This is a genomic window from Micrococcus sp. SL257 (assembly GCF_026625585.1).
Lineage (GTDB): Bacteria > Actinomycetota > Actinomycetes > Actinomycetales > Micrococcaceae > Micrococcus > Micrococcus luteus.
In genome coordinates this window covers 327,723-349,226 of record NZ_CP113053.1, presented here as the reverse complement: position 1 = coordinate 349,226, position 21,504 = coordinate 327,723, and the positions used below count along the sequence as shown (strand labels likewise).

Genomic DNA, 21,504 nt, shown 5'->3' with positions numbered 1-21,504 from the left:
GGGTCAATCCTCCTGCGGGAGATCAGGTGGGATGGGAGGGTGGTTCAGGGCGAGGATGCGCGGCTGCCGGCCCGGCGGCCAGCGTCGGTGCCCGGGCGGGACCGGGTCCACGCCGCCGTCGTTCCAGGGATGGCACCGGCCGATGCGCCGCGCGGCGAGCCACGACCCCTTCACCGCGCCGTGCACGTGCACGGCCTCCAGCCCGTAGGCGGAGCAGCTGGGGAAGAACCGGCACACGGGTCCGTACAGCGGGGAGACCACGGCCCGATAGACCGTGAGCAGGCCCGCCAGCAGGGCGGACGGCAGCGCGCGCAGCGGCCCCCACTCACGGGAGGGCTCGAGCACGACGAAGGGCGAGGGCGTGACGGTCATCTACGCGTGCTCCGAGGCGGCGGGCAGGTGCGGCTTCAGGGCCTTGCCGAGCGCGCCGACGGTCTCGCGGCGCAGCAGCGCGTAGTCCGCCTCGGCGGCGGCCGGCAGCGCGCGGACCTGCACCAGAACCGGCAGGTCGCGCAGCGGGGGCAGGCGCATCTGATCCGCGACGACGGCGCGCAGCCGCCGCTTCACCCGGTTGCGGGTCACCGCGTTCCCCACGGCCTTGGACACGACGAACCCGGCCCGCGGCCGAGGGGCGCTCGGCGACGTGGACCGGGTCTGATCGGGGTCCGTGGCGACGCTCACCACGACGGTGCGCCGACCCGCGCGGGTGCCGGTGCGACCGAGGTGACGGAACTCCGCGGGCGTGCGGACGCGACGGTCACGGGGCAGCACGGGGCGCGCCGTCCCTGGACCGAGGTCCTCAGGCGGACAGCTCGGCGCGGTTCTTGCCGCGGCGAGCGGACAGGATGGCGCGGCCGGCGCGGGTGCGCATGCGGGCACGGAAGCCGTGCTTGCGGGCACGACGGCGGTTGTTGGGCTGGAACGTGCGCTTGGTCACTGTGATCTCTCCACGACGTGTTGTGTGCCTTCGACCGTCGACCTGAGCAGGTGGACCAGGGGGAAGGACCGGTGAGGCTCTGACATGAAATCCCCGGCGGGCACGATCAACCGACACCCGGGGGACCAGACAACTCTAGTGGCCGGGGTACGCAGGGGTCAAACGGGTGCGCGCGGATCCCGGACGCCCGTGGGCGCCCGGGACGGTCGTCCACAGGATGATAGGGGTTGTCCACCGTCTGTGCACAACCCTGTGGACAACCGTTAGACTCCGAGCACCGTCGTCCGTCTCGCGCAGCCGCCCCCGTCCTCGGGGACGTCTGTCCCAGGAAAGGAAGCCTCCGTGGTGGCAGACCAGGCCGTGCTCAGCTCGTGGCGCTCCGTCGTGGGCTCCCTCGAGGACGACGCGCGGGTCAGCGCCCGCCTCATGGGCTTCGTCTACCTGGCCCAGCCGCAGGGCCTCATCGGCAACACGCTCCTGCTGGCCGTGCCGAACGAGACCACCCGCGAGACCCTCCAGGGCACCCAGGTGGCCGACGCCCTCACGGACGCCCTGACCAAGGAGTTCCGCGAGGAGATCCTGCTGGCCATCTCGATCGATGCGAACCTGCAGCCGCCGCGGACCCCCTCCTCCGAGGCCCGCCGCTCCTCCCTCGCCGGCGGGCCGTCCGACGCCGCGGCGCCGGACGTCGAGCTGCCCCCGGCCGCGACCGCCGCCACCTCCCGCCGCGCCGTCGCCGAGGAGCTGCCGGGCTTCCGCATCGAGCCGCCGGCCGACGTCGTGCCCGCCGCGAACGCGGCCTCGAACGGGAACGGCAAGCCGACCCCCGCGCCGCCGTCGACGTCCGCGGAGACCAGCCGCCTCAACGACCGCTACCACTTCGAGACGTTCGTGATCGGCTCGTCCAACCGGTTCGCGCACGCCGCCGCGAACGCGGTGGCCGAGGCGCCGGCGAAGGCGTACAACCCGCTGTTCATCTACGGCGAGTCCGGCCTGGGCAAGACGCACCTGCTGCACGCGATCGGGCACTACGCCCGCCGCCTCTACCCGGGCCTGCGGGTGCGGTACGTGAACTCGGAGGAGTTCACCAACGACTTCATCAACTCCATCCGCCACGACGAGGGCGCCTCGTTCAAGCAGGTCTACCGCAACGTGGACATCCTGCTGATCGACGACATCCAGTTCCTGGCGGACAAGGAGGCGACGGTCGAGGAGTTCTTCCACACCTTCAACACGCTCTACAACAACAACAAGCAGGTGGTCATCACCTCGGACCTGCCGCCCAAGCAGCTCTCCGGGTTCGAGGACCGGCTGCGCTCCCGCTTCGAGTGGGGGCTGATCACGGACATCCAGCCGCCGGACCTCGAGACGCGCATCGCGATCCTCCGGAAGAAGGCGGAGGCCGAGGGGCTCGTGGCCCCGCCGGAGGCGCTGGAGTACATCGCCTCGCGCATCTCCACGAACATCCGCGAGCTCGAGGGCGCGCTGATCCGCGTGACCGCGTTCGCCTCGCTCAACCGGCAGACCGTGGACATCGAGCTGGCCGAGCATGTGCTCAAGGACCTGATCACGGACGAGACGGCGCACGAGATCACGCCGGAGCTGATCCTGCACGCCACGGGGGAGTACTTCAATCTCACCCTCGAGGAGCTGACCAGCAAGTCCCGCACCCGCACGCTGGTGACGGCGCGGCAGATCGCCATGTACCTGCTGCGCGAGCTGACCGAGATGTCCCTGCCCAAGATCGGCCAGGTCCTGGGCGGTCGCGACCACACCACCGTCATCCACGCGGACCGCAAGATCCGCGAGCTGATGGCCGAGCGGCGGACGATCTACAACCAGGTCACCGAGCTCACCAACGAGATCAAGCGGAAACAGCGCGGCGCCTGAGCCACCCGCCGTCCCACCCTCGAGTCCCGGTTCGAACCTTCGACCGGGACTCGAGTCTTCTTCCACATTGTCCACCGGTGTGGACAACTCTGTGGAGAACCCCCGCCGCTGTGGACAACCTCCGCCCCTGTGGATGGCGGAATCAGGCCGCTCACGCCGCGTCCACACCCCTGGGGACGGCGACGGCGCACAGGCTGATGAATCACACGGATGTCATTCGGTGGCCCACACGTATCCACAGGTCTCCACAGCCGAAAACCGCATGATCTCGCGGGTTTCGACGGGTGTGGATATGCCCTGTGGACAGGAATGTGGACAACTGGGGGGTGGATCCGGGGACGAGTCTGGACAACTCCGGTCGAACCTGTGCAGAGCGGGGGGAGGGCCTCCAGGGCTCGTCCACACCGGACGCACACCCCGAACGAGCGGGCGTCCACACGGTTCCCCCAACCGGATCCGCATGGTGACGCGGCAGAACGGCGTTCTCCACAGGATCCACACCCGCTACCACTCCTTCTGATCCCTCTGGAGAGATCCCGCCAAGCAACATCATCTCCACCGCCCCGCACCGAGCTGAGCGCCTCGACGGCCCGGGCTCCGCCCGGGCGCCCGAGATCCGTGGAATCACACCGCTGTCATTCGTCGGCGACCTGACACCCGCCGCGCGGACCGCCTATGCTGAGGCCCGCGTGTCGCCGTTCCCCCCGGGCCCGCAACCCCCGTCATCACCCCAGAGAGGCAGTGCAGCTCGTGAAGTTCACCGTCGAACGCGACATCCTCACCGACGCCGTCTCCTGGGCCGCCCGCTCCCTGTCCCCGCGCCCACCGGTGCCGGTGCTCTCGGGCCTGCTGATCACGGCCGAGGCCGGCGTCGTGTCCATCGCGAGCTTCGACTACGAGACCTCCGCGCGCCTGGAGATCGAGGCGGACGTCGAGACCGCGGGCCAGGTCCTCGTCTCCGGCCGCCTGCTGAACGACATCGTCCGCTCCCTGCCGCAGGCCCAGGTCACGGTGGAGCTCGACGGCGGCAAGGTGCTCGTCACCTGCCGCTCCTCCCGCTTCGCCCTGGCCACGATGCCCGTGGGCGACTACCCGGCCCTGCCCGAGCTGCCGGCCCCCGCGGGCACCGTGGACGGCGCCGCGTTCGCCCACGCCGTCGCCCAGGTCACCGTCGCCGCCTCCAAGGACGACACCCTGCCGATCCTCACCGCCGTGAAGGTGGAGATCGAGGGCGACACCATGACCTTCCTGGCCACGGACCGCTACCGGCTGGCCATGAAGGAGATCCGCTGGACCCCGGCGGACCCGTCCCTCTCGACGTCGCTGCTCATCAAGGCGCGCACGCTCACCGAGGTCGCCAAGTCCCTCGGCTCCGGCGGCGACCTGGAGATCCTGCTCGGCCAGACCGCCGACCTCGTGGGCTTCGCCTCCGGCGGCCGCCGCACCACCTCCGTGCTCGTGGACGGCGAGTACCCCAAGATCCGCTCGCTCTTCCCCGAGTCCAGCCCCATCCAGGCCGTGGTGGACACCGCCGCCCTGGTCGAGGCGTCCCGCCGCGTGGCCCTCGTCGCCGAGCGCAACACCGCCCTGCGCATGGTGTTCACGGACGGCCAGGTCACCCTGGACGCCGGCACCGGCGACGACGCGAGCGCCAACGAGTCCGTGCCGTGCACGCTCGAGGGCGAGGACATCACCGTGGCGTTCAACCCGTCCTACCTCTCCGAGGGCCTGGCCGTGGTGGACCAGCCGCAGGTGCGCTTCGCGTTCACGTCCGCGCCCAAGCCCGCCCTGCTCACCGGCGTGAACCAGGAGGACGGCGTCGTCTCCGACTACCGCTACCTCGTGATGCCGGTGCGCATCGCCTGACGCAGGGGGCTGGACGCTCCCGTGTACCTGTCCCACCTCACCGTCGCGGACTTCCGGTCCTACCGCTGGGCCGACCTGGAGCTGACGCCGGGGTCCACGGTGCTGCTCGGGGCCAACGGGGTGGGCAAGACCAACCTCGTGGAGGCGATCGGCTACCTCGGCGCCCAGCAGTCCCACCGGGTCAGCTCGGACGCTCAGCTCGTGCGCTTCGGCCGGGACCGGGCCCGGATCGCCGGACGCGTGCACCGCGGGTCGCGCGCCGTCGCCCTCGAGCTGGAGATCCTGCCGGGCCGGTCCAACCGGGTGGCCATCAACCGCGGCGCCCCCGTGCGGGCGAAGGAGGGCCTCGGGATCCTGCGCACCGTGGTCTTCGCCCCGGAGGACCTGAGCCTCGTGACGGGGGAGCCCGGTGGCCGCCGTCGTCTCCTCGACCAGCTCATGGTGCAGCTGCGTCCGGCCCTCGGCGAGGCCGCCGCCGACTACGAACGCGTGCTGCGCCAGCGCAACGCCCTGCTCAAGTCGAGCCGCGGCTCTCGCCGCTGGGGCCCCGAGGAGGACGCGACCCTCGCCGTCTGGGACGAGCACCTCTGCGCCGCCGGCGCCCGCCTGCTCCACGGCCGCCTGCACGTGCTGCGCCTGCTGGCCCGCCCCCTCCAGGAGATGTACGCGGCGCTGACCAACGGCTCCAAGGCCGCGGCCTACGCCTACGAGTCCACCGTCCCGCTGGCCCGCGGCACCCACGCGGAGGTCCCGGCCGTGGCGGACCTGGCCGCGGACATGCACCGGACGCTCGAGGCCCAACGGGAGGAGGAGCGGGCGCGGGCGCTCACCCTGGTGGGCCCGCACCGGGACGAGCTCGCCCTCTTCCTGGGCCCGGCGCCCGCGCGCGGCTACGCCTCCCACGGGGAGACGTGGTCGCTGGCGCTCGCCCTGCGCATGGCGGCCTACGACGTGCTCGTGGCCGACGACCCGGACCCCGACGCCCGCCCCGTCCTGATCCTGGACGACGTGTTCGCGGAGCTCGACGCCGCCCGTCGCCGCCGCCTCGCCGCGCTCGTCCACCGGGCCGAGCAGGTGATCGTCACGGCCGCCGCGCTCGAGGACGTCCCCGAGGAGCTCACGGCCCACCGCGTGCTCATCCGCCAGGACGCAGAGGGCTCCGAGGCCGTGGCCGCCGCGGCCCCCGTGGAGGGGGACATCCGTGAGCCCCGGCGCGAGGGCGGCGCCGATGGCTGAGACCCCCGCCCCGTTCGAGCCGGACCGGCCGGACCTGGCGCTCGTGCAGCTGCGCCGGGTCCGCGAGGCCGCCCGGGAGCGGGGCGAGGCGCCGCTGCGGGCGCGGGGGACGGGCGCGGGCCTGGCCGGGGCCATGGCGGGCACGACGTCGGCCGGCCGGGAGCGGCAGGACCGTCGACGCCCGTTCGGGGGTGCGGACCGGGACCCGGCCACGGTGTCCACCGTGTTCGGCCGGCTCATCCGCGACCGCGGCTGGTCCACCCCCGTGGCGGTCGGCTCCGTGCTCACTCGCTGGGCCGAGCTGGTGGGGCCGGAGATCGCGCTGCACTGCCGCCCGGAGAGCTTCGAGGACTCCGTGGTGCGGGTCCGGACGAGCTCCACCGCGTGGGCCACGCAGCTGCGCCTGATGAGCCCCGTGCTCCTGCAGCGCTTCGACGAGGCGCTCGGGCCCGGCGTCGTGACCCGCATCGAGGTGGCGGGGCCGCAGGCCCCGAGCTGGCGCAAGGGGCCGCGCACCGTGCGCGGCGGCCGCGGGCCACGCGACACCTACGGCTGAGTCCGGGGCCGCCCCCCGCGGCGCACGACGGCGTCCCGGACGCGGCGAGGCCATGGGTGCCGCTCTGGCGCGCTCACAGGGTCGGTGACGGCCCGGGAGGCATGGGCGGTCTCCTGCGCACGTCCTGAGCCGTGTCCCTGGCCGCTGAGCGGGTGTTCTCCCGCGGCGGACCCCCGTCGATGCGGGCCCTCGGGGTGTCAGGCGGTACACTGGAACCAGTGAAAGGGGGCCGGCCGTCGTCCGGCCCCCGCCCCCGTGGATCTGCGGGAGCGTGTCGCGTGCCGGTCCTGTCCGGGCGGCGTCGCGCGCCTGCGCGCGGGTCGACCCTGTCGCCGACGTCCGAGGAAGTGAGCCACCCGTGGTTGACGCCATGCCCGAGAACCCCGCGGAGGAGCCGACCGCCGCGTCGGCCGCGCCGAACCCGGAGGCCGTGCCGGACGCCGTCGGGCAGCCCGAGGCCCCGGTGAAGGACCGGAAGGTGCCCGGTGAGTACGGCGCCAGCGCCATCACCGTGCTCGAGGGCCTCGAGGCCGTCCGCAAGCGCCCCGGCATGTACATCGGCTCCACCGGCCCGCGGGGCCTGCATCACCTCGTGTACGAGGTCGTGGACAACTCCGTGGACGAGGCGCTGGCCGGCTACGCCACCGGCATCGACGTCACGCTGCAGGCCGACGGCGGCGTGCGCGTGGCGGACGACGGCCGCGGCATCCCCGTGGACCTGCACCCCACCGAGGGGAGGCCGACCGTCGAGGTCGTCATGACGATCCTGCACGCCGGCGGCAAGTTCGGCGGCGGCGGCTACGCCGTCTCGGGCGGCCTGCACGGCGTGGGCATCTCCGTGGTCAACGCGCTCTCGCGCCGCGTGGACACCGAGGTCCGCCGTCAGGGGCACGTGTGGCGCATGTCCTTCGCGGACGGCGGCGTGCCCCAGGGTGAGCTGGTCAAGGGGGAGGCCACGGACGCCACCGGCACCGTGCAGACGTTCTACCCGGACGCGGAGATCTTCGACTCGATCGAGTTCGACTACGAGACCCTGCGTGCCCGCTTTCAGCAGATGGCCTTCCTCAACAGGGGCCTGCGCATCACCCTCACGGACGAGCGCGTCCAGGAGTCCAACGAGGTCGTCGACGACGAGATCGCGGGCGAGGGCGCCGCCGGTGAGGACGTCGCGGAGAACGGCCTGGCGGAGGAGGCGGAGCAGGAGCCCCAGCGCCGCTCCGTCACCTACCTGTACGAGAACGGCCTGCTCGACTACGTCCAGCACCTCAACTCCGCCAAGAAGGTCGAGTACGTCCACGACGACGTCATCGCCTTCGAGGCCGAGGACGTCTCGGACGGCCGCTCCATGGCCGTCGAGGTGGCCATGCAGTGGACCTCCGCCTACTCGGAGTCCGTGCACACCTACGCGAACACGATCAACACCCACGAGGGCGGCACCCACGAGGAGGGCTTCCGCGCCGCGCTGACCTCCCTGGTCAACCGCTACGCGCGGGAGAAGGAGATCCTCAAGCCCAAGGAGGACAACCTCACGGGCGAGGACATCCGCGAGGGCCTGACCGCCGTGATCTCCGTGAAGCTCTCCGAGCCGCAGTTCGAGGGCCAGACCAAGACCAAGCTCGGCAACTCCGAGGCCCGCGGGTTCGTGTCCAAGGCGGTCACGGACCACCTCGGCGACTGGTTCGAGCGCAATCCGGGCCCGGCCAAGGAGATCATCCGCAAGGCCATCATGGCCTCGCACGCCCGCCTGGCCGCCCGCAAGGCCCGGGACAACGCGCGCCGCAAGTCCCCGCTGGAGTCCTTCGGCATGCCCGGCAAGCTGGCCGACTGCTCCTCGAAGGACCCCGAGCGCTGCGAGGTGTACATCGTGGAGGGCGACTCCGCCGGCGGCTCGGCCAAGCAGGGCCGCAACCCGGAGACGCAGGCCATCCTGCCGCTGCGCGGCAAGATCCTGAACGTGGAGCGCGCCCGCCTGGACAAGGCCCTCGGCAACGCCGAGATCCAGTCGATGATCACGGCGTTCGGCACCAACATCGGCGAGGAGTTCGACATCTCCAAGCTGCGGTACCACAAGATCGTGCTCATGGCGGACGCGGACGTGGACGGCCAGCACATCACCACGCTGCTGCTGACCGTCCTGTTCCGGTACATGCGCCCGCTCATCGAGGCCGGCCACGTGTTCCTCGCGCAGCCGCCGCTGTACCGCATCAAGTGGTCCAACGCCCCGCACGACTACGTGTTCTCGGACGAGGAGCGCGACGCCGCCGTCGAGGCCGGCCTTGCCAAGGGCTGGCGCTACCCCAAGGACAACGGGGTGCAGCGCTACAAGGGCCTGGGCGAGATGAACTACCAGGAGCTGTGGGACACCACCATGGACCCGGAGCACCGCACCCTGCTGCAGGTGACCATGGAGGACGCCGCCGCCGCGGACGCCGTCTTCTCCATGCTCATGGGCGAGGACGTGGAGTCCCGCCGCACCTTCATCCAGCAGAACGCCAAGGATATCCGCTTCCTGGACGTCTGAGCCGGACCCGCAGACCTGCCTGAGCCGACCATCCTCCCCGCCGTCGCGGGGAGCACGAGAGGACCCGCGTGAGCGACGAGACCACCCCCCAGACCCCGGACGAGCCCGTCGAGGGCGCCCCGACCCCGCAGCCCCCGCAGACCGGCCTGGACATCGAGGTGGAGCACTACGTGCTCCCCGAGGGCGCCGCCGACAAGGTCGAGCCCGTCGACCTCGAGTCGGAGATGAAGCGCTCGTACCTGGACTACGCGATGGCCGTGATCGTCGGCCGCGCGCTGCCGGACGTGCGCGACGGCCTCAAGCCCGTGCACCGTCGCGTGCTCTACGCGATGTACGACGGCGGCTACCGCCCGGACCGTGCGTTCAACAAGTCCGCCCGCGTGGTGGGCGACGTGATGGGCAACTACCACCCGCACGGCGACACCGCGATCTACGACGCCCTCGTGCGCCTCATCCAGGACTGGGTCCAGCGCTACCCGCTGGCGCTCGGCCAGGGCAACTTCGGCTCCCCGGGCAACGACGGCGCGGCCGCCCAGCGCTACACCGAGACCAAGATGGCCCCGCTGGCCATGGAGATGGTCCGGGACATCGACGAGGACACCGTCGACATGCAGGACAACTACGACGGCAAGCAGCAGGAGCCCGTCGTCCTGCCCGCCCGGTACCCGAACCTGCTGGTCAACGGCTCCTCGGGCATCGCCGTCGGCATGGCCACGAACATCCCGCCGCACAACATGCGCGAGGTGGCCGCGGGCGTGCAGTGGTACCTCGAGCACCCCGAGGCCACCCGCGAGGAGCTGCTCGAGGCGCTCCTGGCCCGCGTGCACGGCCCCGACTTCCCCACGGGCGCCCAGATCCTGGGCCGCAAGGGCATCGAGGAGGTCTACCGGACCGGCCGCGGCCCCATCACCATGCGCGCCGTGGTCAACGTGGAGGAGATCCAGGGCCGCACGTGCCTCGTGGTCACCGAGCTGCCCTACATGACCAACCCGGACAACCTGGCCGCGAAGATCGCGGAGATGGTGCGGGACGGCAAGATCAGCGGCATCGCGGACATGCGCGACGAGACCTCCGGCCGCACCGGCCAGCGCCTGGTGATCGTGCTCAAGCGCGACGCCGTCGCCAAGGTGGTGCTGAACAACCTCTACAAGCACACCGAGCTGCAGTCGAACTTCTCGGCCAACATGCTCGCGCTCGTGGACGGCGTGCCGCGCACCCTGTCCCTGGACGGCTTCGTGCACCACTGGGTGAAGCACCAGATCGACGTGATCGTGCGCCGCACCGCGTTCCGCAAGCGCAAGGCCGAGGAGCGCGCGCACATCCTGCGCGGTCTGCTCAAGGCCCTGGACATGCTGGACGAGGTCATCGCGACCATCCGCCGCTCGGCCTCGGCGGACGTGGCCCGCGAGGCCCTCAAGGAGCTCCTGGACATCGACGACGTCCAGGCCCAGGCCATCCTGCAGATGCAGCTGCGCCAGCTCGCTGCCCTGGAGTCCCGGAAGATCCAGGACGAGTACGACGACCTCATGGCGAAGATCGCCGAGTACAACCGGATCCTGGAGTCCCCGCAGCGTCAGCGCGAGGTCATCTCCGAGGAGCTCGCCGAGATCGTGGCCAAGCACGGCGACGACCGCCGCACCGAGATCATGGCCGGCTTCGACGGCGACATGTCCATCGAGGACCTGATCCCCGAGGAGGAGATGGTCGTCTCCATCACCCGCGGCGGCTACGTCAAGCGCACCCGGATCGACCAGTACCGGTCCCAGGCGCGCGGCGGCAAGGGCGTGCGCGGGGCGACGCTGCGCGGCGACGACGTCGTCGAGCACTTCCTCACCGTGTCCACGCACCACTGGCTGCTGTTCTTCACGAACTTCGGCCGCGTGTACCGCATCAAGACGTACGAGCTGCTCGAGGCCGGCCGCGACGCGAAGGGCCAGCACGTGGCCAACCTGCTCGCGTTCCAGCCGGACGAGCGGATCGCCCAGATCCAGCCGCTCGTGGACTACGGCCGGGCCCCGTACCTCGTGCTCGCCACGCGCGGCGGCCTCGTGAAGAAGACGCCGCTGCTGGACTACGACACGAACCGCACCGCCGGCCTGATCGCGATCAAGCTGCGCGAGGGGGACGAGCTGGTCTCGGCCCGCGTGGTCTCACCCGACGACGACCTCATCCTGATCTCGCACAAGGGCCAGTCCCTGCGGTTCACCGCCACGGACGAGGCGCTGCGTCCCATGGGCCGTGCGACCTCGGGCGTGACCGGCATGAAGTTCCGCGACGACGACTCCCTGCTGACGATGGACGTGGTGGAGGAGGACGGCTACGTCTTCACCGTCACGGACGGCGGCTTCGCCAAGCGCACCCACGTGGACGAGTACCGCCTGCAGAACCGCGGCGGCCTCGGCATCAAGGTCGCCAAGCTCGTGGACGACCGCGGCGAGCTCGCCGGCGGTCTCGTGGTGCGCGAGGACCAGGAGGTCCTCGTGGTGATGGCCTCGGGCAAGGTGGTGCGCTCCGCCGTCGCCGGTGTGCCGGCCAAGGGCCGCGACACGATGGGCGTGATCTTCGCCAAGCCGGACAAGCGGGACCGGATCGTCGCCGTCACCCTGAACAACGAGCAGGAGATGGAGGCGAAGGCGGACGCCGAGGCCGAGGCGGGGCCGGATGTACCCTTGGACGCAGACATCGACCCGACCGACCCCGTAGCCGCACCGGAGGACGCCCTGACGCAGGACGCCGGTGAGGGTGCAGACGGAGGAGAGCAGTGAGCACGTCCGCGTCGTCGCGTCCCGGCCAGGGGCGGAGCACCGGGAAGGCCGCCGAGCCGCGATCCGGCCGCCCGGTGCGCAAGGCCAGCGGGTCCTCGCAGGAGGACCTGGTCCGCGCCGTCCCGAAGGCCAAGGTGCGCCGCGCCCGCCTGGTCCTGACCCGGGTGGACCCGTGGTCCGTGCTGAAGCTGGCGTTCCTGCTCTCGGTGGCGCTGGGCATCCTCACGGTGGTGGCGGCGGTGGCGCTGTACTCGCTGTCCGACGTCCTCGGGATCTTCGACAGGGTCAACGACGTGATCGGCACCGTGCTCGGCTCCGAGGCCGGGCGCTACACCGTGGCGTCCCTGGCCCCGCTGAGCACCGTGACCTCGCTGGCCACCGTGCTGGCCGTGGTCAACGTCATCCTGCTGACCGCCCTGGCCACCGTGGCCGCGCTGCTCTACAACCTCTGCGCGAGCCTCGTGGGCGGCCTCGGCGTCACGCTGACGGACGACTGAGCCGACCCTCGACGACGCCCCGCGCGGATTTGCGCGGGGCGTCGGCGTTCCTGTACAGTCATCTCCTGTTGTGAACGGCGTCAGCCGTGAGCGACGGTGAGGGCGTATAGCTCAGGCGGTTAGAGCGCTTCGCTGATAACGAAGAGGTCCCAAGTTCAAGTCTTGGTACGCCCACTCCCACCACACAGAGCCCCGGTCCGCTGGGGCTCCGTTCGTCTCCGGAGGTCTTCCCATGGGTCGACTGGCACGCGTGGCCCTCGTGGTCAGCGCCGCGGCAGCCGCCTATGGGGCGCGTCTCTGGCGGGAGAACAGTGCGGGGAAGGACGTCTGGGCCACGGCCACGGACGACCTGCCGGAGGACGCCGACGGCGTCGAGCCGGCACCGGAGGACTGACCGGTCCTCACGGGGGCATGGCGCAATTGGTAGCGCACCTGCTTTGCAAGCAGGGGGTTAGGGGTTCGAGTCCCCTTGCCTCCACCGAAGAAGGGCCCGGGAGTCGTGAGATTCCCGGGCCCTTTCGTATGCCCAGGGTGGCCGCCGGCGCCGGCACCGTGGGCAGAAACCGGCGACCCGGGGGCTCCTGGGGCACAAACTGCAGGACTTCGGGCCCCGTGGGCAGAAGAGAGGGCGTTTCTGCCCACGGAGGGACGGGGATGGCCTGCCCCGAACCCCCGCCGCCGGACCCGCCCACCGCGCCCGTGGCCGTCGCGTGTGGTGTTGGATGGTCCGGTGAACACCATCATCGACACCCCGTCCCCCGACCGACCCGCCCCTGGGCAGGGCACCCCGGCCTACGCCCGGGTGCCCGCGAGCTACTACGACATCTTCGTGGGCGTCTTCATCGCCCTCCTGATCCTCTCCGGCGTCACCGCGGCCAAGCTCTTCTACGGCCCCACCGTCCCGGTCATCTCGGACCTCTTCTACGACGGCGGTCCCCTCATCTTCGACGGCGGCGCCTTCCTGTTCCCGTTCGCGTACATCGTCGGCGACATCCTCGCCGAGGTGTACGGCTGGCGCCGGGCCCGCCGCGCCATCGTCCTCGGCTTCGCGATGCTCGTGCTCGCCGCCCTCACCTACACGGTGGTCTCCTGGACCACGCCCGTCGATGGCTTCGAGGTCTGGGACCAGGCCCTCGCCCCGATGCTCCGGATCACCGTGGCCGGCGTCGTCGCGTTCCTCGTGGGCTCCCTGCTCAACGCGTCCATCGTGGTCCGCCTCAAGGAGCGCATGAAGGAACGGCACGTGGCGTTCCGGCTCATCCTCTCCACCGTGGTCGGCCAGTTCTTCGACACCCTGATCTTCTGCACCATCGCCTACGCCGGCACCATCTCGCTGCTGGAACTGGCGAACTACACGGTGACCGGCTTCGGGTACAAGACGCTCGTGGAGATCCTCATCGTGCCGGTGACCCTGCTCGTCATCCGGGCCCTCAAGCGCCGGGAGCCCACCTACCGGGCACCCGGCTTCGAGATCCACCGCGACGACGATCCCGCCCTCGCCCCGGCCGCGTCCCGCTGACCCGCACGGGCCCCGGCGTCGGCCGCGCCGGGGCCCGTCCGTCGCGCGCACCCCGACCACCGACTACCGTCGGTGCCATGGGCAAGGACCTCTTCGAGCACGAGCAGCAGCAGACCCTCAGCCGCGAGCAGGCCGCCGCACGCCTGCGCGACCTCGCCGACCAGCTCTCCCGGCAGAACGAGGTGCGGATCGAGCACGGCGGCCGCGACGTCGTCGTCACTGTCCCGGACCGCGTGGGCCTCGAGGTGGAACTCGAGGTCGAGGACGGCGGCGACGCCGAGCTGGAGATCACCCTCAGCTGGTGACCGGCCCCGGGCCGGCCGCCGGCGCCTCCCCGTGCCTCAGAACGTCCAGGGCTCCCCGGGGGCCAGACGCCGGTAGTCGGTCACACCCTCGGCGAGACCCGAGAGCACCCTGTCCACCACGCCCTTGCCGTCCTCGCTGAGGATGCCGTCGTGGATGGGGCGGGTGTGCGTCGCCGCGATGGCCCGCATCTGGTCCACCACGTCCGCGATGCGCAGCCACGGCGCCGCGGCGGGCAGCAGGAGCACCTCGACGTCGGCGTCCGGCACCGTGAACGAGTCGCCGGGGTGCAGCACGGCCCCGTCCACGAGGTAGGACACGTTGACCGGGCGCGGCACCTCGGCGTGGATCACCGCGTGCTCCCCGCCGAGCACCTCCACCCGGAAGCCGGCGGCCTCGAACGTCTCCCCGGGGACGGCCGTGTGCACGTGCCCGGCATCGAGCCCCGCCTCCGCCAGCGGCCCCGTGAGGTCCCGTGGCGCCCACACGTGCGCGTCTGTGCCGGCCACAGCCCTGACCAGTTGCTCGGGGACCACGTGGTCCGGGTGGCCGTGCGTCACGAGGACGGCGTCCGCGCCGTCCAGGACCGCCGCGTCGCTGAACGCGCCGGGGTCGAACGCGAGGCGCCGGCCGGCCTTCTCGAGGCGGACGGCCGAGTGGCCGAAGAGGGTCAGGGTCGTGCTCATGCAGATCACTCCTCCGCCCGGCGTCGGGATCCCGGGCGCTCCCAGCCTCCCGCGCGCTCCCGGCGGTGGACAAGGCCCGCGCCCCGTTCGACGGCGGCCCACCGGCTCCCGCCCCGACCTGCGCCCGGACGCGCGCCGGCCCGCGCCCCCTCGGTCCTGCCGAGGATGCGCGGGCCGGTCGCCGTCCGCTGCGCGCTCAGAGCGCGGGGGAGCGGGTCAGCGCTGCTGCCCGGGCTGGACGCCCAGCACCTTCGCGTTGGCGGCGGCCACCGGGTCCGGGGTGGCGGTGTCCACCCGCACGCCCTGGCCCGCCGCGGCCGAGCCGGCCTCGGCCACGACCTTCTGCTGCTGGGCATAGGGGTTGTTGGCCTCCACCACCGGGATGTTCGCGGTGATCGGGCCCGGGACCGGGGCGGTCCACGGATCCTGCACCGGCTTGGTCAGACGCCACAGGGCGTAGCCGGCGCCGGCGGCGGCGGCCGCCATGCCCGCGACGATCCAGGCGCGGCCGCCCGAGCGGGAGGCCCGGCGACCGGCGGCACGGTTCAGGTCCTTCTCGGCCGCGCCGGCGTACTGCTCGGCACCCTTGCGCAGGCGCTTCACGATCGCCTTGTCCCCGGTGAGCTTGATCAGGGCCTGCTCCAGGGCGTCCGGGACCTCGACGTCGTGGGCGGTCTTGCGGGCGTGCGCGGCGCCGTCGGCCAGGCGGGCGGCGGCCACGGGGAGGACCTCCTCCTTGCGGCGCTGGGCGTAGTCGCCGGCGTCGGCCAGGCGGGCCTGCACCTGCGGGGCCACCTTCCCGCCCTGCTCCTGCAGTGCGGACAGACCCGTGGCGAGGAGGCCGGCGAGGGTCAGGCCGCCCGCCGCGGCGGCGTCCTTGGCCTGGCCGGCACGGTCGCTGAACAGGGCGGCGGACCGCTGCGCGTCCTTGCGGGCGCCCTTGGCGGCCTTCTTCGCGTCCTTGCGCAGGCCCTTGGCGGTCTGGCGGCCGTCCCGGCGCAGCTGCGTGGCCTTGCGGCCCCCACGACGGCGGCCCTTCTTCGCGGCCTTCTCGGCGTCCTTGCGCGCCGCGGCGAACTGCTGCTGCACCTCGTGGCCGGCGTCCTGCGCCTGGGCCTGCAGGTGCTCGAGGAAGTCCTGGACGGTGTCCACGCCCTTGGCGACGGCGGGGGCCAGCAGCCCGTACTGGTGCGCGACGGCCTCACCGGCCTTCCGCGCCCCGCGCTCGACGACGGGGCCGTACTCCTCCTTGGCGTCCTGGGCCTTGCGACGGCCCTCCTCGGCCGCGGCGGAGCCGCCGATCAGCCCGTAGGCCGCCGCCACCTCGCTCCAGGCGCGGGTGGACTCCACCTTCGGGGCGGCCCAGTGGCGCAGGTTCTCCGCCTGGCGTGCGACGAACGCGTTCGCGCCGCCGTCGTGCTGGATCTCGTCGTGCAGGGTCGTGCGAGCCATGTGATGCCTCCCGTGAGTTCTGGATGGTCGTTGAACGCGGTGGTCCTCGAGGCCCAGCCTAGTGGCCGACCCCCGCCGTGGCACGGGTCCCGGCACGCCGGGAGTGCGTACGCCGATCGCGGAAGACCCGCCCCCGGACGGCGGGATCCGGACGGCCCGCCGCCGCGGATGGAACAATGGGGCGCATGGCGAACAAGACGCACACCGCGACCATCCACACGAACCACGGCGACATCGTCGTCGAGCTGTTCGGCAACCACGCCCCGAAGACCGTGAAGAACTTCGTGGGTCTCGCCACCGGCGAGCAGGAGTGGACCCACCCGCAGACCGGTGAGAAGAACAACGGCGCCCCGCTGTACTCCGGCACCGTGTTCCACCGCATCATCAAGGACTTCATGATCCAGGGCGGCGACCCGCTCGGCATGGGCATCGGCGGCCCCGGCTACCAGTTCGGCGACGAGATCCACCCCGAGCTGCAGTTCGACCGTCCCTACCTGCTGGCCATGGCCAACGCCGGCCCCGGCACCAACGGCTCGCAGTTCTTCATCACCTCCGTGCCCACCGGCTGGCTCAACGGCAAGCACACCATCTTCGGCGAGGTGAAGGACGAGGCCTCCCAGAAGGTCGTGGACGAGCTCAACGCCGTCGCCACCGATCCCCGTGACCGCCCGCTCGAGGACGTCGTCATCGAGTCCATCGACATCGACGAGGCCTGAGCAGCCCCTCGGTGAGCACCACCCCCTCTGACCCGCACGGCCCGGACTCCGCGGACGGCACACCCCCGGTGTGCCCGCGGCATCCGGGCCGTGCCGCGTATGTGCGCTGCGCCGTCTGCCGGCGCCCCGCGTGCCTCGACTGCCAGCGTCCCGGCTCCGCGGCCGGACCGGTCTGCGTGGACTGTGCGTCCGGCGTCGTGGCCGGTCCCGGTCCGACGGCGGCCCCGCCCGGCGCCGCCGCGACGGTCCCGGCCCGACGGCGGACGGGCTTCGCCGCCTCGCCCGTCACCTGGATCCTGCTGGCGGTCACGGTGGTGGTCTACGCGGCGCAGTGGCTGACCCGGGATCAGGCGTCCGGCGTGACCGAGGCGCTCTGGTACGCCGGGCTCTACACGTCCCCGTACGGCATGGAGCCGTGGCGGATGGCCTCCTACGCGCTCGTGCACGACGTCTCCGGTCCCACGCACCTGCTGCTGAACATGCTCGCGCTGTGGGTGATCGGGCGCGTGCTCGAGCCCGCGCTGGGCTGGTGGCGGTTCCTCGCCCTCTACGTGCTCTCCGCCGTGGGCGGCGCGGTGTTCGCACTGTGGGTCTCGGACCCGCTGCAGCCCGTCGTCGGGGCGTCCGGCGCCGTGTACGGCATGTTCGCGGCCCTGTTCCTGCTCACCCGGGTGCGGGGCGGGCAGGTGCGCTCGATCGCCGTGCTGATCGGCCTGAACCTCGTGTTCTCGTTCCTGCTGCCCGGGGTGGCCTGGCAGGTGCACGTGGGCGGGCTGCTGACGGGCGCCGTCGTCGCCGTCGTGTTCTCCCTGGCCGGCGGGCTGCGGCCCGGCCGCGCGCGCGTGCCGTCCGTGGGCGCCCAGGCGGCCGGCCTCGTGGTCGTGGCGGCGGCGCTGGCGGCGCTCACGGTGCTCGGCGCCGCCCGGGTCACGGTGGCAGGCCTGCTCGGCTAGGCCGTCGTCCCCGACCGTCCCCGGAGTTCTCCACAGGCGGGTGTGCACTTCTTCCCACAGGGGTGTCCACACCTGTGGACAACTCCGGGGACAACTCGTCTCCGGGCGGGATCGTGCGGATCGGCCATCCACAGGGTTGTCCACCGCTGTGGAGAACTACACGCGTGTCATTCGCTCCAGCGGGACATCATGAGGAACCCGACGAGCGCGATGCCGAAGCCCACGAGGATGTTCCAGCCGCCGATCTGCACGATCGGGAAGAGGCCCTGGGTCAGGTAGTAGACGATGATCCAGAGCAGGCCGAGGATCAGCAGGCCGAACATCACGGCCTTGTACCCGGGGGAGAGGGGCTTCGGACCCGGGTCCACGTCCCCGAGGTCCGTCCGCACGGCGGAGCGGCTGCGGCGCGCGGCCTCGAGCTCCTCGCGCTTCCGACGGGCCGAGTCCTTGCGCTTGCCGGCGGGTGCTGCCACGGGTCTTCTCCTCGGGTGGGGGGTGGTGGGCGCCCCCACCGGCGGGGACCGGGGCGGGGACGGTATCCTGCTGACCTGCCCAGGACCGGGGTCAGCGACGTGCCCGGCCAGTCTATGCACCCCGCTCCCACGCGGCGGGGAGGAAAGAGCGCCCCCGTGCAGAGCCCCGAGGTCTCCGTCCTCGTCGTCGACAACTACGACAGCTTCGTCTACACCCTGGTGGGCTACCTCGAGCAGCTCGGGGCCCGCACCACCGTGATCCGCAACGACGAGGTCACCCCCGCCCGCGCCCTCGAGCTCGCGGCCGAGCACACGGCGGTGCTCATCTCGCCCGGGCCGGGCGCGCCCGCCGACGCCGGTGTCTCCCTCGACCTCATCCGCTCCGCCGCCGACGGCGGCCGTCCGCTCTTCGGGGTGTGCCTGGGGCACCAGGCCATCGCGGAGGCGTTCGGCGCCACCGTGACGCACGCGGAATCCCTCATGCACGGCAAGACGTCTCTGGTCCGCCGCGGCGAGCACCCCATGTTCGAGGGCGTCCCCTCGCCGTTCACCGCCACCCGCTACCACTCGCTGGCCGCCGTGCGGCCCACCGTGGACGAGGCGGTCCTGGAGATCACCGCCGAGACCGAGGACGGCGTCGTGATGGGACTGGCCCACCGCACCGCGCCCCTGTGGGGCGTGCAGTTCCACCCCGAGTCCGTGCTCACCGAGGGCGGCTACCGGATGCTCGGCAACTGGCTCGAGTCCGTGGGGCTCTCCGGGGCCGCCGAGCGCGGCGGCCGGCTCTCGCCCCTCGTCCGCCAGGACTGACCGGCCCCGGGGCCCGGTTCGCGGGTCCGACGGCGCCCCGTCCGCTCAGGTGGACGGCGGCGGATCGATCGAGGGCTCGGGCTCCGGCGTCAGCGTCGGCAGCGGGTCCACCGGCGTCGCGGTGGACGAGGTGCTCGGCGACTGCCCGGTCGGCTCCGACGAGGTCGACGGGGCCGCCGACGTCGGCGCCGGGCTCTGCGTCGGTGACGGCGTCGCGGTCGTCGTCGGCTCGGGGCTGGGCGTGGCCGAGGCGGACGGCGAGGGCGAGGGTTCCGCGCTCGCGGAGGGCTCGGGGCTCTCCGACGGCGGGGGGCTCGGTGACGCGGACGCCGACGGCGTGGGCTCGGGCGCCTCGCTGGACGGCGGCGCCGGCTCGGAGGGCTCGGCCGTGGGCGCGATCCATGAGGACGCCGTCAGGGTCAGGGAGGAACGGTTGTCCACGCGGACGCCGGCGGGCGGATCCTGGGCCACGACCGTTCCGGTGTCCGTGGTCGCGCCGTCCTCGTCCTGGATCCGCACGCGCAGCTCGGGGGCGCTCAGCGCCAGCTGACGCCGCGCGTCCGGAGCGCTCATCCCCACCACATCCGGCACGTCGACCATGCCGCTGGACAGGTGCAGCACCACGGAGGAGCCGGGCGGCACGTGCGTGCCCATCGCGGGGTCGGTGCGGGCGAGCAGCCCGCGTTCGAGTCGGCCGTCGTCCTGGTACTGCACGGAGGAGACACGCAGGCCCAGCCGTTCCAGCTCGCGGCGGGCCGCGTCCTCGGACAGCCCGTGCAGGGAGTCGGACAGCGCGATGCCCTCCTCGCCGCGGGACACCCGGATCCGCACCTCGGCCCCGCGGGGCACCTCCGTGCCCGTCGGCGGGTCGCTCTGGGTGACGGTCCCGTCCGGGGCGTCGGCCATGTACGCGGACGAGACGACGGCCACCAGACCTGCGTCCTCGAGCGCCGCGACCGCCTCGTCCTGCTGCAGCCCCACCACCGCGGGCACCTCCGCGGTGGTGGACAGAGCCGCCGCGAGCCACGGCGCCAGGACCAGGGCCAGCGCGATCAGGACCGCGCCGGCCGCCAGGAGCGTGCGCCGGCGGAGGCGCCGGCGGACGCGACGGTGCGTGGCCGTCGCTGGCGCCGGCGTGTCCCCTTGCGGTTCGGGCCGGGGCGTCGCGACCGCACCGGGCATCACCGGCTGGCCGACCGTCACCGGGCGGGGGCCGTCCATGGCGGCGGCGGCGGCAAGCTGCGCGGCGGAGGCGGCGCCGAGCAGTCCCGCACCCGCCACGGCATGGTTCGCCGCCTGGGGCTGTGCGGCGTCCGGCTCGGCCGGGACGGAGGGCGTCGGCCGGGTCAGCGGGACCGCGGCCGTCGGCACATCGGCCCCGTGCTCCGCGGCCGCGGCGCCCAGCACCGCGCCGACGAGGGCGGGAGGGACGGCATCGAGCGGCGGGGTGTGACGGCCGGGGCCGGCGTGCGGATCCGCGGCGGCCTCCTCGAGGGCCGCGAGGAACGCGGCGCCCGTGGGGAACCGGTCCTCCGGATCCTTGCGCAGGGCGCGCAGCACCACGGGGTCGAACGCGGGCGGCAGGTCGGGGTCGACGTCGGAGGGTGCCGGCGGCTCCTCGCGCACGTGCTGGTAGGCCACGGCCAGCGGCGTGTCACCCGTGAAGGGGGGTCGGCCCGTGAGCAGCTCGAACAGCAGGCAGCCGGCCGCGTAGAGGTCGGCGCGGCCGTCCACGGTGCGGCCCGTCGCCTGCTCCGGGGCCAGGTAGAGGGCCGTGCCCACCACGGCCTGGGTCTGCGACGTGGTGGCGGAGGTGTCGGCCAGCGCATGGGCGATCCCGAAGTCCATCACCTTCACGGCGCCCGTCTCCGTGACCATGACGTTCGCGGGCTTCACATCGCGGTGGACGATGCCCTCCTCGTGCGCGTGCTCGAGCGCTTCCAGCACGCCCCGGGTCCAGGCCACGGCACGGTCCGTGCCCACGGCGCCCTCGGCGTGCAGGATCTCCCGCAGCGTCCGGCCGGAGACGAGCTCCATCACCAGGAACGGGCAGTCCACCGGATGGAGGCCGTCCTCGAGGGAGACCTCGCCCGTGTCGTACACGGAGACGATCGAGGGGTGGTTCAGGGAGGCCGCCGAGCGTGCCTCCTTGCGGAAGCGCGCCTGGAAGTGCGGATCGCGCGCCAGGTCCCGGCGCATCAGCTTGACCGCCACCGGGCGGTGCAGCCGCAGGTCCTCGCCGCGGAAGACGTCCGCCATGCCGCCGCGCCCGATCAGCTCACCGATCCGGTACCGCCCGTTCAGGATCCTCTGCTCATCCACAG

At 72.5% G+C, this 21,504-nt stretch carries 20 protein-coding genes and 2 tRNA genes; 15 read left to right on the top strand and 7 right to left on the bottom strand.

The genetic code is table 11. The features are described 5' to 3' along the window. Positions 1-3 precede the first annotated feature (3 nt). The 3 genes from yidD to rpmH are packed head-to-tail and all read right to left on the bottom strand — an operon-like array spanning position 4 to position 937. The gene (yidD, locus tag OVA32_RS01610) at positions 4-372 is read right to left on the bottom strand and encodes a membrane protein insertion efficiency factor YidD (protein WP_002856440.1); all 369 of its coding nucleotides are present in this window, start codon (positions 370-372) and stop codon (positions 4-6) included. Beyond that, positions 373-771, bottom strand: coding sequence for a ribonuclease P protein component (gene rnpA, locus OVA32_RS01605; protein ID WP_002856442.1), 399 nt, complete (start codon positions 769-771; stop codon positions 373-375). A 28-nt stretch (positions 772-799) separates the two neighbouring features. Then, positions 800-937 (bottom strand): 50S ribosomal protein L34, encoded by a 138-nt coding sequence (gene rpmH / locus OVA32_RS01600; RefSeq protein WP_002856443.1) that lies wholly within the window; start codon positions 935-937, stop codon positions 800-802. Between the two features lie 342 nt (positions 938-1,279). Between rpmH and dnaA the strand changes: the two genes are divergently transcribed. The 12 genes from dnaA (at position 1,280) to OVA32_RS01540 (ending at position 14,092) form a co-directional block, all read left to right on the top strand. Continuing rightward, positions 1,280-2,827, top strand: coding sequence for a chromosomal replication initiator protein DnaA (gene dnaA, locus OVA32_RS01595; protein WP_095353492.1), 1,548 nt, complete (start codon positions 1,280-1,282; stop codon positions 2,825-2,827). A gap of 750 nt (positions 2,828-3,577) precedes the next feature. Then, on the top strand, positions 3,578-4,693 hold the full coding sequence (gene dnaN, locus OVA32_RS01590) for a DNA polymerase III subunit beta (protein ID WP_002856446.1): 1,116 nt from the start codon (positions 3,578-3,580) through the stop codon (positions 4,691-4,693). Between the two features lie 21 nt (positions 4,694-4,714). Next, positions 4,715-5,929, top strand: coding sequence for a DNA replication/repair protein RecF (recF, locus tag OVA32_RS01585; protein WP_095353491.1), 1,215 nt, complete (start codon positions 4,715-4,717; stop codon positions 5,927-5,929). Beyond that, positions 5,922-6,485: a DUF721 domain-containing protein gene (locus OVA32_RS01580; protein WP_010079771.1), complete on the top strand. Its 564-nt coding sequence runs from the start codon at positions 5,922-5,924 to the stop codon at positions 6,483-6,485. The genes recF and OVA32_RS01580 overlap by 8 nt, the downstream gene beginning before the upstream one ends. 370 nt (positions 6,486-6,855) lie before the next feature. Continuing rightward, positions 6,856-9,006, top strand: a complete 2,151-nt coding sequence (gene gyrB, locus OVA32_RS01575) for a DNA topoisomerase (ATP-hydrolyzing) subunit B (RefSeq protein ID WP_179288527.1) — start codon at positions 6,856-6,858, stop codon at positions 9,004-9,006. 68 nt (positions 9,007-9,074) lie between these two features. Next, the gene (gene gyrA / locus OVA32_RS01570) at positions 9,075-11,771 is read left to right on the top strand and encodes a DNA gyrase subunit A (protein ID WP_095353489.1); all 2,697 of its coding nucleotides are present in this window, start codon (positions 9,075-9,077) and stop codon (positions 11,769-11,771) included. Then, complete coding sequence (locus tag OVA32_RS01565; RefSeq protein ID WP_010079768.1) at positions 11,768-12,268, top strand: DUF3566 domain-containing protein; 501 nt, start codon at positions 11,768-11,770, stop codon at positions 12,266-12,268. Before gyrA ends, OVA32_RS01565 begins: the two co-directional genes overlap by 4 nt. 100 nt (positions 12,269-12,368) lie before the next feature. Then, positions 12,369-12,442: transfer RNA gene (locus tag OVA32_RS01560), tRNA-Ile, on the top strand. Positions 12,443-12,500: 58 nt separating this feature from the next. Continuing rightward, positions 12,501-12,662 carry a hypothetical protein gene (locus OVA32_RS01555; protein WP_020624432.1) on the top strand — a complete coding sequence of 54 codons (162 nt, stop codon included), beginning with the start codon at positions 12,501-12,503 and terminating at the stop codon, positions 12,660-12,662. A gap of 11 nt (positions 12,663-12,673) precedes the next feature. After that, positions 12,674-12,746: transfer RNA gene (locus OVA32_RS01550), tRNA-Ala, on the top strand. A gap of 252 nt (positions 12,747-12,998) precedes the next feature. After that, positions 12,999-13,787, top strand: coding sequence for a queuosine precursor transporter (locus OVA32_RS01545; RefSeq protein ID WP_144819914.1), 789 nt, complete (start codon positions 12,999-13,001; stop codon positions 13,785-13,787). A gap of 77 nt (positions 13,788-13,864) precedes the next feature. Next, entirely contained in the window at positions 13,865-14,092 is a 228-nt protein-coding gene (locus tag OVA32_RS01540) for an amphi-Trp domain-containing protein (RefSeq protein ID WP_049161426.1), read from the top strand. 36 nt (positions 14,093-14,128) lie between these two features. Here the strand turns inward: OVA32_RS01540 and OVA32_RS01535 are convergent, their stop codons facing one another. Together OVA32_RS01535 and OVA32_RS01530 are read right to left on the bottom strand one after the other, a co-directional pair. Next, positions 14,129-14,776 (bottom strand): MBL fold metallo-hydrolase, encoded by a 648-nt coding sequence (locus OVA32_RS01535; protein WP_267714859.1) that lies wholly within the window; start codon positions 14,774-14,776, stop codon positions 14,129-14,131. A gap of 216 nt (positions 14,777-14,992) precedes the next feature. Next, a complete protein-coding gene (locus OVA32_RS01530; protein ID WP_267714855.1) occupies positions 14,993-16,228 on the bottom strand; it encodes a hypothetical protein in 1,236 nt (411 codons plus the stop codon). Between the two features lie 185 nt (positions 16,229-16,413). Here OVA32_RS01530 and OVA32_RS01525 point away from each other — a divergent pair, with 185 nt between their 5' ends. Together OVA32_RS01525 and OVA32_RS01520 are read left to right on the top strand one after the other, a co-directional pair. Beyond that, on the top strand, positions 16,414-16,944 hold the full coding sequence (locus tag OVA32_RS01525) for a peptidylprolyl isomerase (protein WP_010079725.1): 531 nt from the start codon (positions 16,414-16,416) through the stop codon (positions 16,942-16,944). Positions 16,945-16,955: 11 nt separating this feature from the next. After that, positions 16,956-17,897, top strand: a complete 942-nt coding sequence (locus OVA32_RS01520; protein ID WP_260840325.1) for a rhomboid family intramembrane serine protease — start codon at positions 16,956-16,958, stop codon at positions 17,895-17,897. A 167-nt stretch (positions 17,898-18,064) separates the two neighbouring features. On the opposite strand, the gene OVA32_RS01515 is transcribed toward OVA32_RS01520, so the two are convergent. Beyond that, entirely contained in the window at positions 18,065-18,370 is a 306-nt protein-coding gene (locus OVA32_RS01515; protein ID WP_044659935.1) for a cell division protein CrgA, read from the bottom strand. A 156-nt stretch (positions 18,371-18,526) separates the two neighbouring features. Between OVA32_RS01515 and OVA32_RS01510 the strand changes: the two genes are divergently transcribed. Next, positions 18,527-19,180: an anthranilate synthase component II gene (locus OVA32_RS01510; RefSeq protein WP_036337278.1), complete on the top strand. Its 654-nt coding sequence runs from the start codon at positions 18,527-18,529 to the stop codon at positions 19,178-19,180. A gap of 45 nt (positions 19,181-19,225) precedes the next feature. Here the strand turns inward: OVA32_RS01510 and pknB are convergent, their stop codons facing one another. Then, the gene (pknB, locus tag OVA32_RS01505) at positions 19,226-21,502 is read right to left on the bottom strand and encodes a Stk1 family PASTA domain-containing Ser/Thr kinase (protein WP_267714849.1); all 2,277 of its coding nucleotides are present in this window, start codon (positions 21,500-21,502) and stop codon (positions 19,226-19,228) included. Between the last annotated feature and the right edge of the window lie 2 nt (positions 21,503-21,504).